We start from the raw sequence: 13,839 nt of genomic DNA, 5'->3' as shown, positions 1-13,839 counted from the left end.
CGGGGCGGCGTTTCGTTTTTATGCGGAGGGCGGGGAAGCGAGTGGGTGCATGTCCAGCCGAAGTGTTTGCTCGATGACTTTCATGAGCTCGTCGTCCGTGATGCCAGGGTACACCTTGATGAGTCCCACGAGGCCGAAGAGGACGACGCAGAACATCTCGTAGACCATGTCGATCTCGATCTTATGGAAGCGCGCGTACTCCGTGACCACGCAGGCGTTGATGGCGTTGACCGTCTCGCGCACGGCGCGAACGTCGAACTCGTCGCGGCAGCCGAGTTCCTCAAGAACGCGAATCATGGGGCGTGGCTGGCCGCTTGCGTCGTAGAGGGCACGCCGAAACGCCTGAACACAGGTGCGGAGGCTTTCGGACGTTTGGCCAAAGACGCGCCCCTCGTTCCAGACCAAGGCGCTTTCAACGAGGTCTTCCACGTAGTCATCGAGCACAGCATCGGTAATCTGCTGCTTGCCCGAGAAGTAGCAGTACACCAGTTCGCGCGTGATTCCTACCTCCTGGGCAATGTCTTTCACCGTGGTGCGGTGGACGCCTTGAGTCTCGTAGAGGCGTCGGGCCGCTTGTACGATCTGCCCCTTTTGTCCCTGGAGGCGCCTGCTCTTCATGGAGAGGCGGCAGGCGAATCCTTCGACCTTGCAGGTTTGTACGGGGTCTGGTTGGTACATGGGACACTTTCTGCGACGAACAGGGGCCACGTCCGGATGCGAACGTGGCCCCATTATCGCCGCATGTGCGGCACTCCCTTGCTGGTTTCAGCGAGCGGGGGAGGGTCTTCGGTCGTCGGCCTGTGCTGTACGGAGGCCGACCGCCCTAGCAAAACGCGATCGTCGTCTAGCGATTCTCCTCAACAACGCTCTGATAGGCCTTCGTGTCGGTATAGAGCTCCTGCGTGAGCGGATTGAGGTGCTGGCACCTAATCTTGGCGAACTGATACACCGCCACGCCCGCGTTCATCAAGAGCGCCAGCAGGCTGACGATGAAGAACGCGGTGGGGTTGTGCGTGGTGTATATGGGCGCGATGCGATCGGCGAACTGGGGAACGGTCATGACGAACATGATCCACAGACCGAGCGTGTGGGCACGGTGCTGCAGCCAGGGCCCGCGCTTGATGAAAAAGCTCGGGATGGTGCAGGAGAGCAGCAGTGCCAAGCCGCAATAGGCCGAGTGGTCCGAGATGCAGTTATAGGTGTAGGCAAAGTTCCACAGGTCGTACGCGATGATCCATGGCCAGATCATGTCGGGCCAGATCATGTCGCGAGTGCGGTCTTTCGAGATGAAGATGCCCATCCAGCCGCAGATGGTCACGATGTTCAGGATACCGGCGATGCCGTTCATGATGTTCCACGGCCCCGAGATGGTCCACAGGTTGTCGACCTCGCCGCCGGTCCAGAGGGCGTAGCTGAAGACCTGGAAGTCGCGGAGCACCGCCTCGGCGATGTTGACGGCCAAGATGATGGGCGGAAAGAGCAGCGCCCACTTGTTCTGCCCGAGCTTGGTGTAGCGGAGCACCATGAAGCCAAGGCATCCGGCCAGAGCGGAGTACGTCTTCACCCAGTTGAACCACGTACCCGTTCCATATTCGTTACCCGGCGCGGCCGTGGTGGGCCAGATAAAGACCGTGCAGAAGAGCGGCACGATGGCAAAGAGCACGATGCCCGTCCACGGTTTGGCTCGTCCCAGCTCGTTGAACGCCATTAGGGCAAACAGGATGAAGAGCCAGATGGCCCAGTACGACATGTCCTGCGCTTGGTACAAAATGCCCATGCTTGCCTCCCTTAGCTGTTGATAGGTAAGGCCCAGTATAGAAAGCCGGAGCAGAGGCGTCTTTACATATCGGTACGCGGTGTAAAAGATGCCGGTGCCGCCCGGATTGCTACCGTCTGTGGAGAGCTTACCATGAAAACAAAAAAACGAACAGAGAAATTACGAACAAACATTTGTATTTATGAGACCAGCTATGGGTAGTCAGGCACCTTGGGAAGTTTTTTTCTAGCAGTTTTTGATTCGGTTCCATGGGCACTTTGGCAACTTCATTTCGAATCATTCAGAACGCGATGCCGCCTGATCCTCTCCAGCGGCGTCAGGGCGATAAGGTTCCTGCTTTGAGAGCACTGCGTAGATCATGTGGGTCAGTTTCTGGCGGCAGCGATTAGCGCCTCTCTGCGGGACTTGCCGTCCATCCGCTTCTTGTCGTTGTAATCGCGAAGCGGGGTCGAGGGCCGTATGTGGGTCGTTGCGGCAAGGTAGAGGGCGCGCCCCAAGTAAGGGGACCCTTGTTTTGCGATGCGGTTCTCGCTTGACGAGAACTTGCCCGACCGGCTGATCGAGGGGTTGATGCCGGCGTAGCCCACGATCGCCGAAGCATTCCCGAACCTGCGGACGTCTCCTATTTCGGAGACGATTCGAGCGCCGAAGACGTGACCGATGCCGGGGATGGTGAGGATGAGCGGTCCGGTCGCCTCCATGCCGATGGGCGCGGATTCCTTAGACTCGCCCAAACCTTCGAGGTGGAACGGCGTCTATCGAACCCGTCCGTCGAGTTCGGAAACGACGCGGCTTCGCGGCGTTGACGCTGGGCTCGTCGATCGCCCCTATGACGTGCTCGCCTTTGGCTAAGTCGATTCCGGCGTAGATCATGGCGTCCGCCTCCTTCGCACATGGCAGGCCCTGCTCTCCAAACGGGCTCGCAACCTCCTAAAAGAGACACGGGGTAACCGAGAAGTCGGCTTTGCCATCCAGCTAATTCGCGAACCGCCTCGAATGGCAGGCTGCCAGACTCCTCAACGGGGTCGCCGAAGGCGCCCCGGGACACATGCCGGCACACCTGCCTCGCCAGTAACTGCATCGTATTCTGAATGGTTCGATTGAAGCAGTCAAAACACGATAAGAAGATAGTGGGAGGCAAACGACGGGCCGCGGGTCCTCGAGGAGCCGACCGCTGCGTCGGGGAAGGCGGCGAGGCGCCCAGCCGTGCGGCCCGGTGCCGGTTTTGCAATCCAGGTTCGCGCGGCACCGGCGAATCGCTAGAATCCTCGGTGAACGAAGCTGTCGCGACGGGCCACGGGCACGCGTGACCGTCAGAGGGAGAGGCAGCGCATGGCGCTCGTCAACTTGGAACCACCTGAGATTGCGGGCTGCGCCTGTGATGGCTACGACCTGCTTGACCAGAACATCGAGGCCCGTGCTCGTGAGGTTGAGCTGGTGGCCATCGACCTGGACGGCACCCTCTTCACCGACGAGAAGACCATCACGCCGCGCACCGTTGCGGCCATCCGAGCGGCGCTCGGGTCTGGCATCCACGTGGTGCCGGCGACTGGTCGCGTGTTGAGCATCCTGCCCGCGGAACTCTTCGGCGTACCGGGGATGGAATACGCCGTGGGCTGCGCGGGCGCGTGCGTGATGCGGCTGGGCGCGGACCGCGCCGCGAGCGCAGACATTCACGAGACCGGCATGAAGTCCGACGAGGCCGCCGATCTCGTGCACAAGCTGGTGGCGAGGTTCGGCGCGAGCGTCTTCGTGGACGTGGTCTGCCACGGCACGATCTACACGGCCGTCGACCAGCTCGATCACCTGGACCGCACGACGCTTGACGGGCGGACGCAGGCCTTCGTCCGCCGCACCCGCCGCGTGATGCCGAACTTGGTGGACGGCGTGCGCGCACTTCCCGGCCCGATCGGACACATCAATCTCTTCTATACCGATCCCGAGGTGCGCTTCCAGTTGATGGCGTGGCTTGCGAAGCACACAGATTACGAGCTGTCCAACTCGCTTGGGTGGAACATCGAGATCAACGCGGCGGGCACGTCCAAGTGGAACGGGATATGCTGGCTCGCCGCGCACCTGGGCGTGCGCGCGGACCGCGTGCTCGCCATCGGGGACAGCGCCAACGATGTAGACATGATCTCCCATGCCTGGCTCGGCGTGGCCATGTGTAACGCCGAGCCAGGCATCCGTGCGCGCGCCCAGGCGCAGACCGCGTATGACAACAACCACGAGGGCGTCGCCCGCATGCTCGAAGAGCTGGTGGAGCTGAAGCGGGACTAGCACAGCTTGGACCGGAGCGAAGTTGTCGGTCTAGGATACCGCCGATGCGGCGTCTGACTGCTTCTTGATGCTGTTCGCTATGATGATTTTAGTGAGACGATCCCTGTCCGTATTGATGCAGACGGTATAGAGCATGTCGACTACTTGGAGCTGTGACATCCTCGATGTTAAGGCCCCGCTTCGCACCTCGGGCTCAGTCCGTACGGTCTGGAGTGTCACGTCGGACTCCTTTGCGAGGCGGGAGGAGACTGGCTCGCTCGTGATGGCGATGACCGACGCACCTCGCCGATGGGCCTCGTGTGCACAGTTCGCCGTCTCGGGTGTCATACCGCTGTAGCTGATGGCGATTGCAAGATCTGTCTCGGTCATGTTTTTCGCGATAAGAAGCTGGTTGTGCCAGTCGGCCTCAGCGTTACAGGTGAGATTGATTCGCAAAAGCTTTGCCTTGAGGTCCTGTGCCACAAGTTGAGATTCCCCGATACCGAAGATGCCGATACGCGCCCGGGTCAGGATGAGCTGGGAGCAGGTCATGAGACTGGAGAGACTAACGAGACGGGCAGTATCCTCTACCGCGCGTATGGTGCGTGCGGTGACCTTCTGCACGATGACGTTCACGGAGTCTTGAGGAAGGATGCCCTCCTGCATTTCGGTGAGCTGGGCGTTTCGCGCGGCGCATGCGAGCAACATGGCGCGCTTGAAATCCTTGAACCCCTGGTAGCCTGCCCGCTTGCAGGTACGGATGATCGTTGCTGGAGAGACGAAGGCGGCGTGCGAAAGTGAGCGTATCGTCGCGTGCGAGGAGACTTCCGGGTTGTCGAGCAAGAAGCCTATAAGCGCATCCTCGGAGGGTCCGCAAGAGTGACGCATCGCCTGCAGACGCGAGAGTATATCCTCCGGGTTAAGAACCGCAGGAATCTGTTCCTGTGTTGCCTCATCCATATCCAGCTCCTCCTATTCGTCTCTGTTGAGGGTGGTGGTTACGACGGTTCCGCCAAGGCACCGAATAAAGCGACGCGTTCAATGTAGTTCGGTCGAGTGAGGTTGATGGCAGCTTTCGAATACTTGTTACATCTGGTGATAAAAATGGCGCGTGTTTGGTGCCGCTTGAAGTCGGAATTCTACCGTTGGGGTGAAAGATGCCGGTACTCTTATATCAGACCACTTTGTGAAGGGGATGGGGAGGACCTTTGCATCCACTATGGGTCCGGAAGGAGGCGGACGGTAAGGGATCGCCCGCGATCTGTCTTTGATGGGAGATGGTTTCATGGGATGCATTCGTAGGGTCGGCTGGCGTGCTGCCGCCATTGCTGCGATCGCGACAGGTCTATCGTGCGGGAGCGTACTCGCGCATCCAGCCCCCTTGTTTGCACAGCAGGCTGTGCAGGCCGATGTGAGCGCCAACGGCTCGTTTCAGATTGATCGCTCATACCCCCGCTATGATTCCCAGCCAAATTCCGGCTACGATGATAGTCTGACTACGAATGCTGAGAACAGTTTCGTGGGGTTTGAGGGTCAGGGCTACCTGCTGGTTCGAAGTGCCCAGCCCGATGCCTACCGTCTCTACGTGAACGGGAAGGGGGTTTCGCTCGCCGGCTCCCAGGCAAACGTGTGGAACAAGGTCGACATCTCCGACGTCACGGTCAACGGTAACAACATCCTGCAGGTTTCCCGTATCACCCCGGATGAGAATCTGGGATCGAAGAGCCTACTTGACGTGAAGGTTCCCTACCCGAAGCTGCTCGATGCCGCCGCCGAGAACGAGGGGAACGATGGCTTCCGCCTCATCGACCAGATTATCCAGGCGGAGATCGATCACGGATTCACCTCCGCTCAGATCGTCATTACGAAAAACGGGAAGATCGTAAAGGAGTCGTCGTACGGCCTGGCAAACTCCTACGCACAGGACGGGACACGTCTCACGAGCGGTGCGCAGGTGACCAACGACACACTGTACGATCTTGCGAGCAACACGAAGATGTACGCGACGAACTACGCCGTCCAGAAGCTCGTGTCTGAGGGCAAGATTGATATCAACAAGCGCGTGCAGGACTACATTCCCGCCTTCAAGGATGGCGATAACGATGCCATCAAGGGAAAGAACGTGCTGACCGTGAAGGAGATCCTTCAGCATCAGGCGGGATTTCCGGCGGATCCCCAGTACCACAACATAGATTATAATCCTCAAACCGGTAAAACCGAGCCTGGGAGCAAGGCAAACGCGGCGCTTTTCACACAGCATCGCGATGAGGCGCTCTCGAAAATCATCGCCACGCCACTCGACTACATGCCTGGAACGAAGACGGTCTATTCAGACGTGGACTACATGCTCCTGGGATTCATCGTCGAGCAGGTAACGGGACAGCGGCTTGACGAGTACGTGGCCCAGAGCTACTACAACCCCATGGGGCTCACCCATGTCACTTTCAACCCGCTGCAGCATGGCTTTACCAAGGATCAGGTTGCGGCGACGGAGCTGAACGGCAACACGCGCGACGGTATTATCAGCTTCGACAACATCCGTACGCATACGATTCAGGGCGAGGTGCACGACGAAAAGGCGTTCTACACCATGGAGGGCGTATCTGGTCATGCGGGACTGTTCTCGAACGCCCATGACCTTGCCGCTCTAACCCAGGTGACGATCAATCGCGGCGGTTACGGGGAGAACCGGTTCTTCGACCGCAATACGCTCGACCAGTTTATCAAGCCGAAGGATGCGAGCAACACCTATGGCCTGGGATGGCGGCGCGAGGGGGACAACGGTTATTACTTCTATTTCTCTCCCATCGTAGACTCCAGCACCGTGGGGCACACCGGTTGGACGGGCACGCTCACGGTGATCGACCCGGTGAACAACGCATCCCTTGTCTTGCTGACGAACGCGAAAAACTCCCCAGTTGTGAACAACAAGGTGAACCCCAACTACTTTGTGGGGAACCAGTTCCTCACAAGTGGCTATGGCACGATTGCGACGATTGCATTCGACGCGCTGAACAACGGTAGTGTTGAGTCGAACGATGCCAAGCTGGTTGATGCTATCAACCAGCTTAAGGATGAAATCGCCAGTACGCAGCAAGCGGGTGGAGACGTTTCGGGCCTGAACAAGCGGCTCGATGCGCTGAACGAGGTTCTCAATCAACGCAAGGACGGATCGAGCATCATTGAGGGCTATCTCAACGGGGAGTCGACTCCTCGAGTTGATACGAGCAGCTTGAAGGCAGCGATTGACGAGGCAACTCAGCTTGATACCGATAGTTGGACGACTTCATCGCGTACGAAGCTCGTTCAGGCTATTGATGCTGCCCGGGCCGGTCTTACTTCCACCTCGCAACAGGACGTGGATGGCCTCACAACGGAGCTTAGAGCGGCGATGGCGGGGGTCGAACGGTACACGGCGATGTCGCTTGAACAGCTGGAATCCTCTTATAAAGCAAATTCCGATGGCGTGTATGAGCAGGGTTCCTACGAGGCATATCAGAAGGCCTACGATGCGCTCCACGACGCCCTCGCGAACAGTGGAGACCTTTCAAAGACCGATGGCGAGGCGCTTGCGGCCGCGCTCGCGACTGCCGAGGCAAGCCTCAAGAAGGCTGATAATCAGAACCCAAGCGGAAATGACGACAAGACCAAGCCCAACCAGGGTCACACGGGAGAGAAGAACGATGCGGGTGTCACGAATGACAAGAATGTGAGTGCGGCTCGTAAACAAGCGCCCGGCTCACTCCCGCAGACGGGGGATGTTTCCTGGGTCGCCTCTGCTGTGGCGGCAGCTATAGGCGTTGCAGCTACCGGGGCGGGGATTGTCTATCGCAGGAAGAGGGATGACCAATCGTGATGGATAGGTATCCGAGTACGTGTTGGAAGTTTGAGAGACAATGGGAAAGGAGGTAGTTCATGCTCAATCTTAAGAAACTGTCAACTGAGTCGCGCAATCCCGAGACCATGGGGCTCGACGAGATGGGCCCGCTCGAGATCGCGCAGGCCATGAACCGCGAGGATGCACGGGCCGTCGCGTCGGTGACCGAGGTCCTTCCGCAGGTCGCGACCGCGATCGAGTGGGCTGCCACAGCCGTGGCGGCCGGGCATCGCCTCATCTACATGGGCGCCGGCACGAGTGGGCGGCTGGGCGTGCTGGACGCGGCGGAGTGCCCGCCGACCTTCGGCGTGTCGCCCGACGTGGTGGTGGGGCTCATTGCGGGCGGCGCCGGCGCCTTTATCAAGGCGGTCGAGGGCGCCGAGGATAACCGCCAGCTGGGGGAGGACGACCTGCGCGGGCTGGCGCTGACGGCTGGGGACGTCGTGGTCGGCCTGGCTGCGAGCGGGCGCACCCCCTATGTCCTGGGCGGCCTGGCCTACGCCCGCGCGCTGGGGTGCAAGACGGTGGGTATCGCGTGCAACCGCGATTCGGCCGTGGGCCGGGAGGCCGAGCTCGCCATCGAGCCCGTTCCCGGTCCCGAGGTCCTCACTGGCTCGACGCGCCTCAAGGCGGGCACGGTGCAGAAGCTCGTGCTCAACATGATCTCCACCGGCACGATGGTGCGCTGCGGCAAGGCTTACCAGAACCTCATGGTAGACGTGCAGGCCACCAACGAGAAGCTCGTGGTGCGCGCGCAGAACATCGTGATGGATGCCTGCGGGTGCGACCGCGAACAGGCCGTGAAAGCGCTAGCCGCCACGGACGGCCAGGTAAAACCGGCCATCGTGTCCGTGTTGCTGGGTTGTGACGCGGAGAGTGCGCGAGCAAGGCTCGACGCCTCCGCCGGTCACGTGCGCGCCGCGATCGCGGAGTAGCCGGGATGGGCCTCCCGAGGGAGGTGCCCACCGGTCGCTGCCGGTTGCGGAGCGGGAAGGTACGGAATCGCAAGCGAAGGGAAAGGAATGGACATGACGGATAAGGAACTCGCCGCGCGGCTACTCGAGCTGCTCGGCGGCAAGGACAACGTCACGGCGAACGCCGCCTGCATGACCCGCCTGCGCGTGGGCGTGGTGGATGCCGGCAAGGTCGACGTCGAGGCGATCAAGAAACTCGACGGCGTGATGGGCCTCGTCGTGGACGACACGATGCAGATCGTCCTCGGGCCGGGCAAGGTCAACAAGGTGCTGACCGAGTTCTCCAAGCTCACCGGACTCGCGGCCGGTGTCGCCGAGGAGAGCGTGACCGACGCCGCCGCCGAGAACAAGGCGGCGCAGAAGGCGAAGTACGAGGCCAAGCCGGTGCAAGCGTTCTTGAAGAAGATCGCCAACATCTTCGTGGCGCTGCTGCCGGGCATCATCGCCGCCGGCCTCATCAACGGCATCTGCAACGTCATCAACGTCGCGTCGGGCAACGCCCTGGCCGACGCCTGGTGGTACCAGGGCATCCGCTCGATGGGCTGGGCGCTCTTCGCCTACCTGCCCATCCTTGTGGGCTACAACTCAGCCCGCGAGTTCGGCGGGTCTGCATCGCTCGGCGGCATCGCCGGCGCGATGTGCATCGCCAACGCGGCCATGCCGCTCCTGGCCGCCGGTGCGGCCGACCCCGAGAAGGCCATCCTGTTGCCGCTCACGAACGCCGCGTACAACCCCGCGGCCGGCGGCATGATCGCGGCGCTTATCGCCGGAGCGTTCTTCGCGTTCCTCGAGAAGCAGATCCGCAAGGTGATGCCCAACATCCTCGACACGTTCATCACGCCGCTGCTCGTGCTCATCATCGGTGCGTTTGCGCTGATGCTCGTGATCCAGCCCGTGGGTGCCTGGCTCACGCAGGGCATCTTCTTCGTGCTGAACTTCGTCTACGAGAAGATGGGCGTTGTGGGCGGCTACATCCTGTCCGCGGGCTTCCTGCCGCTCGTCTCGGTGGGCCTGCACCAGGCCCTCACGCCCATCCACGCGCTGCTGAACGACCCCACCGGTCCCACCAAGGGCGTCAACTACCTGCTGCCCATCCTCATGATGGCCGGCGGCGGCCAGGTGGGCGCCGGCCTTGCCCTCTATTTCAAGTCTAAGAACAAGCGCCTGCGCAAGTTCGTGGCCGAGTCCATCCCCGTCGGCATCCTCGGCGTGGGCGAGCCCCTCATGTACGCTGTGACGCTGCCGCTTGTCCGTCCGTTCGTCACGGCCTGCCTCGGCGCGGGCTTCGGCGGCGTGCTTGCGGCCCTGTTCCACGTCGGTACGGTCTCGCAGGGCGTCTCCGGCCTCTTCGGCCTGCTCATCGTGGTGCCTGGCCAGCAGCTCTTCTACGTGATCGCCATGCTGGCGGCCTATGCGGGCGGCTTCGTCCTCACCTGGTTCTTCGGCGTGGACGAGCAGCGCATCGAGAAGTTCTACGGCGAGTAGGGCTCCTTAAGGATTGTTTTTGACGGGCGGCCCGGCCGGACAGGTACTTCCGGCCGGGCCGCTTTTTGTACGACATCGTGGTTGAGGAGGCCGTTCATGAAGACGGGTATCTCGGTGTACTTTGGCAGCGGGCGCGCGACGTGCGAGCGCGTGATTGAGCGGGCTGCGGCAGCCGGCGTTTCCTACGCCTTCACGTCCCTGCAGATCCCAGAGGAGACGGGCGTGGACTACGGCCGCGAGGCTCGGCATCTGCTGGGGCTCCTGCGCGACGCGGAGATCTCGCTCATCGTGGACGTGGGGCCCGATACGCCCGCCAAGCTGGGCTGCGATTCCATCGAAGGCCTGGCTGGCCTGGGTATATCGCATGTGCGGCTGGACTACGGCTTCACGGTGGAGGAGACGGTCGCGCTGTCGCGGACGTTCCACATCGTGTTCAACGCGTCCACGGTGACGCGGGACGAGATCGCGGCGTGGCGTGCGGCCGGTGCGGACCTTACGCGCTTCGCGGCGTGCCACAACTACTATCCCAAGCGGTTCACGGGTCTTGCGCTGAACGACATGCGGCGTATGAACGACTTCCTGCGCTCGCAGGGCTTCCAGGTTTTGGGCTTCATCCCGGGTGACGGCGAGCAGCGCGGGCCGCTTTTCGAGGGGCTGCCGACGGTCGAGGAGCAGCGCAACCGCCGCTCAGACGTGGCGCGTAACCTGCTTGAACTGGGGGCTCTCGGTGCGTGCGACGTCGTGCTTGTGGGCGACGTGGACCTTTCGGAGGCGGGTTGGGAGCAGCTGGCTGCCGTGAGTGCGGGATATGTGGACGTGCGGTGCGAGCTCGAGCCGGACTACGAGTACCTGCGCGGGCAGGTACACCACGACCGCCCGGATTCGAGTGCGCTCGTGCTGCGGACGCCCGAGTCGCGTACGAGCCTGCGCCCTGCGGGCGGCGTGCCGGTCGATGCGAGCGCGGGCGCGGCGCGGCCTGCGGGCACGATTGCCGTTTCCAACGCGAGGTACCTGCGGTACGAAGGCGAGCTGGAGATCTCGCGTGTTGATCTGCCGGGCGATGAGCGGATGAACATCGCGGGGCACGTGGTCGCGGAGGACCTGCGGCTGCTGCCACTCGTGCGCGGCGGGTTTGGTTTGCGGTTCGCGTAGCGGGGTTGCCGTCGGGGGCTCGCGATGCCATGAGCACATCCTTGTGAAGAAAAAACGAACAGAGAAAATACGAACAAACGTTTGTATTTATGAGAAAAAGATGATAGAGTGGAGGCAACGCTAGGAGGAGAGAGGGAGGTCGCCATGCGGGAGCTGTTTGATGCGCGGGCGGTGTTGTTTCAGAGCGAGGATGAGGGAGAGTCGCTGTGTATAGAATGTGCGGCAACTCGTGAGGGCGGACTGGCGGTCCTCCAAGAGAGCGATGGGCCGCTGACGCTCTGGTGCTTTGAGGAGAGTCCCCATCGCATTGAAACGGAGGTGGCGCCGGAAGACATGGGCGCCCTCCTCGTCCACTTCCGCGCAGACAATGCGGGAATGCTGCCCGCCATGCTCAGGATGCGCTTTACGGGACACGAGAGCGGGCAGCGCATAAGGCGGATGCTCCGTGGGCTTCAGGTGCCCTATCGGGTCTACGAGAACGCTCCGGTGCGGTAGGGGAGCGCGGAGTCTGCGGCGCTATACTGTCACGAGCAAAAGCCCGAGCAGAGCGGAGAGGTTCGCCATGTCCCTGCAATGGAAGACGAGTTGTTCACTGGTGCCGCTGAGCGCCGTGGCGGAGCGCAACGACGTCGTGATCGTGGGCGCGGGGCCTGCCGGTATCATGGCAGCGGTCGAGGCGGCGCGCGCATGCGCGCGCGTGCTGCTCGTGGAGGCTGCGGCGCTTCCGCGGCAGAAGAGCTGCGGGGGCATGCTCAACAAGTATTCGCGCCGCGCCCTTGAGCCGTACGGAGGCATCCCCGAGGAGATGATTCTCGATCCGAGATGGATTGATTTCCGCTACTACCACATGGATCGCGAGGTCAAGAAGCCCACGGAGGTGCGGTTCCTGAACGTCGATCGCGAACTGTTCGACGAATGGCTGCTCTCGCTCTTGCCTGCAAACGTGGAAGTGTCTCCAAAAACGCGCCTCTGCGACGTGAGCCAGTCACCCGTTGAGGTGACCGTCTCGCTGCGCAGCGGGCAGGAGAAGCGCCAGGTGCGGTGTGGACATCTGATCGCTGCGGACGGACCGCGCGCCACGGTGCGCGAGCGCCTGGGGCTCCGCCCCTTCGATCGCTATATCACGGTACAGGAATACATGAAGATCGAGCCGGGTGCGCTCGAGCCGTACTTCGACTGCATCTACTCGCGGCGTTTCTCTCGCGACTACGGCATCGGCTACATCATGCCCAAGGGCGAGGTCGCCATCATCGGCTCCATCTTCTATCCGGGAACCAAAGACTGCGACCGCAAGCACGAGGACGTCCTCGAGATTCTGCGCGGGATCTATCCCCTGGGCGAGGCCGTGAAGCGCGAGACATGGATTGCGGCGCACCTGACGCGCCCGGCCGATCTGGTGGCTGGCAAGGGTCGTATCCTGCTCGCCGGCGAGGGCGGCGGCTTTCTCTCGTGCACGTCGGGCGAGGGCATCTCGTTCGCGCTGAACTCCGGCATCAAGGCCGGGTGCGCGGTGGCGGAGTCCGTGGAGGTGGGCGCGCGCGTTGGTACGGATGCGCTCGAGCGCTATGAGCGCGCGCTCGTTCCCATGAAGCGCAATCTGGCGTTCCGCATGGGCATGTTCCCCTTCATGAACAACTATGCCTGCAAGAACCTCGCCTGTTTGGTGCCCACGCCGCTGGTGAGCAAGATGACCGAACGGCTGTAGCGTCGGCATTGATGGCATGGCCGCTGGGTATCTTGGGTTCAAGGCAAACGTAACGGAAGGGATGCAGACATGGACGTGCAGACCATTGCAACGCAAGTGGCCGAGGCCATTCAGGCCGCTCCCGAGAAGGCCCAGGAGCTGGTACGAGACCCCCGGGGAACCATCGAGGGCATCACCGGGGCCACCGACTTCAATGCGACGGAAGTGCTTCAGGCAGCGATCGGCAAGGTATCCGAAATGGGGCTTGACCTCTCCTCGCTCGATTTGTCGCAGCTTGATCTCTCGGCGATCGACGTGTCGAAGCTCAACGTCTCGTCGCTTATGGACGCGGCGAAGAACCTTGGCGTTGATATTTCCAAGCTCGATCTTGGCGGTCTCTTGGGCGGCAACATCTTCGGTGGTCTCGGCGGCATGCTCGGTAGCCTCTTCGGAAGGAAGTAGGGCCGCGTTCGCTTCACGCTCGCGCCCTCGCGGGTTCGAATCCGTGCGCGGGCAACAAAAAAGCGAGCCAAAGGGCTCGCTTCTCTGTTCGGACTGGCGGAGAGCTGGGGATTCCGCGCGCCTACGGCGCGCTCCGGCTTCGGATGCCTCCGGCATCCTCGCCCGCTCG

At 61.8% G+C, this 13,839-nt stretch carries 12 protein-coding genes; 8 read left to right on the top strand and 4 right to left on the bottom strand.

Annotated elements, in window-relative coordinates:
* Positions 1-18: 18 nt before the first annotated feature.
* The 3 genes from GDJ97_RS01720 to GDJ97_RS01710 form a co-directional block, all read right to left on the bottom strand.
* On the bottom strand, positions 19-678 hold the full coding sequence (locus GDJ97_RS01720; protein ID WP_152069502.1) for a TetR/AcrR family transcriptional regulator: 660 nt from the start codon (positions 676-678) through the stop codon (positions 19-21).
* A gap of 166 nt (positions 679-844) precedes the next feature.
* The gene (locus tag GDJ97_RS01715; RefSeq protein WP_152069501.1) at positions 845-1,777 is read right to left on the bottom strand and encodes a DUF5692 family protein; all 933 of its coding nucleotides are present in this window, start codon (positions 1,775-1,777) and stop codon (positions 845-847) included.
* 365 nt (positions 1,778-2,142) lie between these two features.
* A complete protein-coding gene (locus GDJ97_RS01710) occupies positions 2,143-2,511 on the bottom strand; it encodes a transposase (protein ID WP_193221259.1) in 369 nt (122 codons plus the stop codon).
* Between the two features lie 598 nt (positions 2,512-3,109).
* Between GDJ97_RS01710 and GDJ97_RS01705 the strand changes: the two genes are divergently transcribed.
* A complete protein-coding gene (locus tag GDJ97_RS01705) occupies positions 3,110-4,057 on the top strand; it encodes an HAD hydrolase family protein (RefSeq protein WP_152069499.1) in 948 nt (315 codons plus the stop codon).
* 30 nt (positions 4,058-4,087) lie between these two features.
* Here the strand turns inward: GDJ97_RS01705 and GDJ97_RS01700 are convergent, their stop codons facing one another.
* Positions 4,088-4,996: a MurR/RpiR family transcriptional regulator gene (locus GDJ97_RS01700; protein WP_152069498.1), complete on the bottom strand. Its 909-nt coding sequence runs from the start codon at positions 4,994-4,996 to the stop codon at positions 4,088-4,090.
* A gap of 559 nt (positions 4,997-5,555) precedes the next feature.
* Between GDJ97_RS01700 and pbp4b the strand changes: the two genes are divergently transcribed.
* From pbp4b to GDJ97_RS01665, 7 genes are all read left to right on the top strand, one after another.
* A complete protein-coding gene (gene pbp4b / locus GDJ97_RS01695) occupies positions 5,556-7,892 on the top strand; it encodes a penicillin binding protein PBP4B (RefSeq protein WP_226808719.1) in 2,337 nt (778 codons plus the stop codon).
* 59 nt (positions 7,893-7,951) lie between these two features.
* Positions 7,952-8,848, top strand: a complete 897-nt coding sequence (gene murQ / locus GDJ97_RS01690; RefSeq protein WP_152069497.1) for an N-acetylmuramic acid 6-phosphate etherase — start codon at positions 7,952-7,954, stop codon at positions 8,846-8,848.
* Between the two features lie 93 nt (positions 8,849-8,941).
* Entirely contained in the window at positions 8,942-10,372 is a 1,431-nt protein-coding gene (locus tag GDJ97_RS01685) for a PTS transporter subunit EIIC (protein WP_152069496.1), read from the top strand.
* Between the two features lie 96 nt (positions 10,373-10,468).
* The gene (locus GDJ97_RS01680) at positions 10,469-11,524 is read left to right on the top strand and encodes a MupG family TIM beta-alpha barrel fold protein (protein ID WP_152069495.1); all 1,056 of its coding nucleotides are present in this window, start codon (positions 10,469-10,471) and stop codon (positions 11,522-11,524) included.
* Between the two features lie 144 nt (positions 11,525-11,668).
* Positions 11,669-12,019 carry a hypothetical protein gene (locus GDJ97_RS01675; RefSeq protein WP_152069494.1) on the top strand — a complete coding sequence of 117 codons (351 nt, stop codon included), beginning with the start codon at positions 11,669-11,671 and terminating at the stop codon, positions 12,017-12,019.
* 67 nt (positions 12,020-12,086) lie between these two features.
* A complete protein-coding gene (locus GDJ97_RS01670) occupies positions 12,087-13,229 on the top strand; it encodes an FAD-dependent monooxygenase (RefSeq protein WP_152069493.1) in 1,143 nt (380 codons plus the stop codon).
* A gap of 69 nt (positions 13,230-13,298) precedes the next feature.
* A complete protein-coding gene (locus GDJ97_RS01665) occupies positions 13,299-13,670 on the top strand; it encodes a hypothetical protein (RefSeq protein ID WP_152069492.1) in 372 nt (123 codons plus the stop codon).
* Positions 13,671-13,839: the final 169 nt, after the last annotated feature.

The organism is Collinsella sp. AK_207A, assembly GCF_902501965.1.
In the GTDB taxonomy this organism is placed as follows: Bacteria; Actinomycetota; Coriobacteriia; order Coriobacteriales; family Coriobacteriaceae; genus Collinsella.
Note: the sequence above shows the minus strand (reverse complement) of the source record. Positions and strands in the feature narration are given on the sequence as shown.

Bases quoted from the DNA above. Each gene is read 5' to 3' on its own strand.
- GDJ97_RS01720 (WP_152069502.1), bottom strand. From the start codon at position 678: ATGTACCAACCAGACCCCGTACAAACCTGCAAGGTCGAAGGATTCGCC.
- GDJ97_RS01715 (WP_152069501.1), bottom strand. From the start codon at position 1,777: ATGGGCATTTTGTACCAAGCGCAGGACATGTCGTACTGGGCCATCTGG.
- GDJ97_RS01705 (WP_152069499.1), top strand. From the start codon at position 3,110: ATGGCGCTCGTCAACTTGGAACCACCTGAGATTGCGGGCTGCGCCTGT.
- GDJ97_RS01700 (WP_152069498.1), bottom strand. From the start codon at position 4,996: ATGGATGAGGCAACACAGGAACAGATTCCTGCGGTTCTTAACCCGGAG.
- murQ (WP_152069497.1), top strand. From the start codon at position 7,952: ATGCTCAATCTTAAGAAACTGTCAACTGAGTCGCGCAATCCCGAGACC.
- GDJ97_RS01685 (WP_152069496.1), top strand. From the start codon at position 8,942: ATGACGGATAAGGAACTCGCCGCGCGGCTACTCGAGCTGCTCGGCGGC.
- GDJ97_RS01680 (WP_152069495.1), top strand. From the start codon at position 10,469: ATGAAGACGGGTATCTCGGTGTACTTTGGCAGCGGGCGCGCGACGTGC.
- GDJ97_RS01675 (WP_152069494.1), top strand. From the start codon at position 11,669: ATGCGGGAGCTGTTTGATGCGCGGGCGGTGTTGTTTCAGAGCGAGGAT.
- GDJ97_RS01670 (WP_152069493.1), top strand. From the start codon at position 12,087: ATGTCCCTGCAATGGAAGACGAGTTGTTCACTGGTGCCGCTGAGCGCC.
- GDJ97_RS01665 (WP_152069492.1), top strand. From the start codon at position 13,299: ATGGACGTGCAGACCATTGCAACGCAAGTGGCCGAGGCCATTCAGGCC.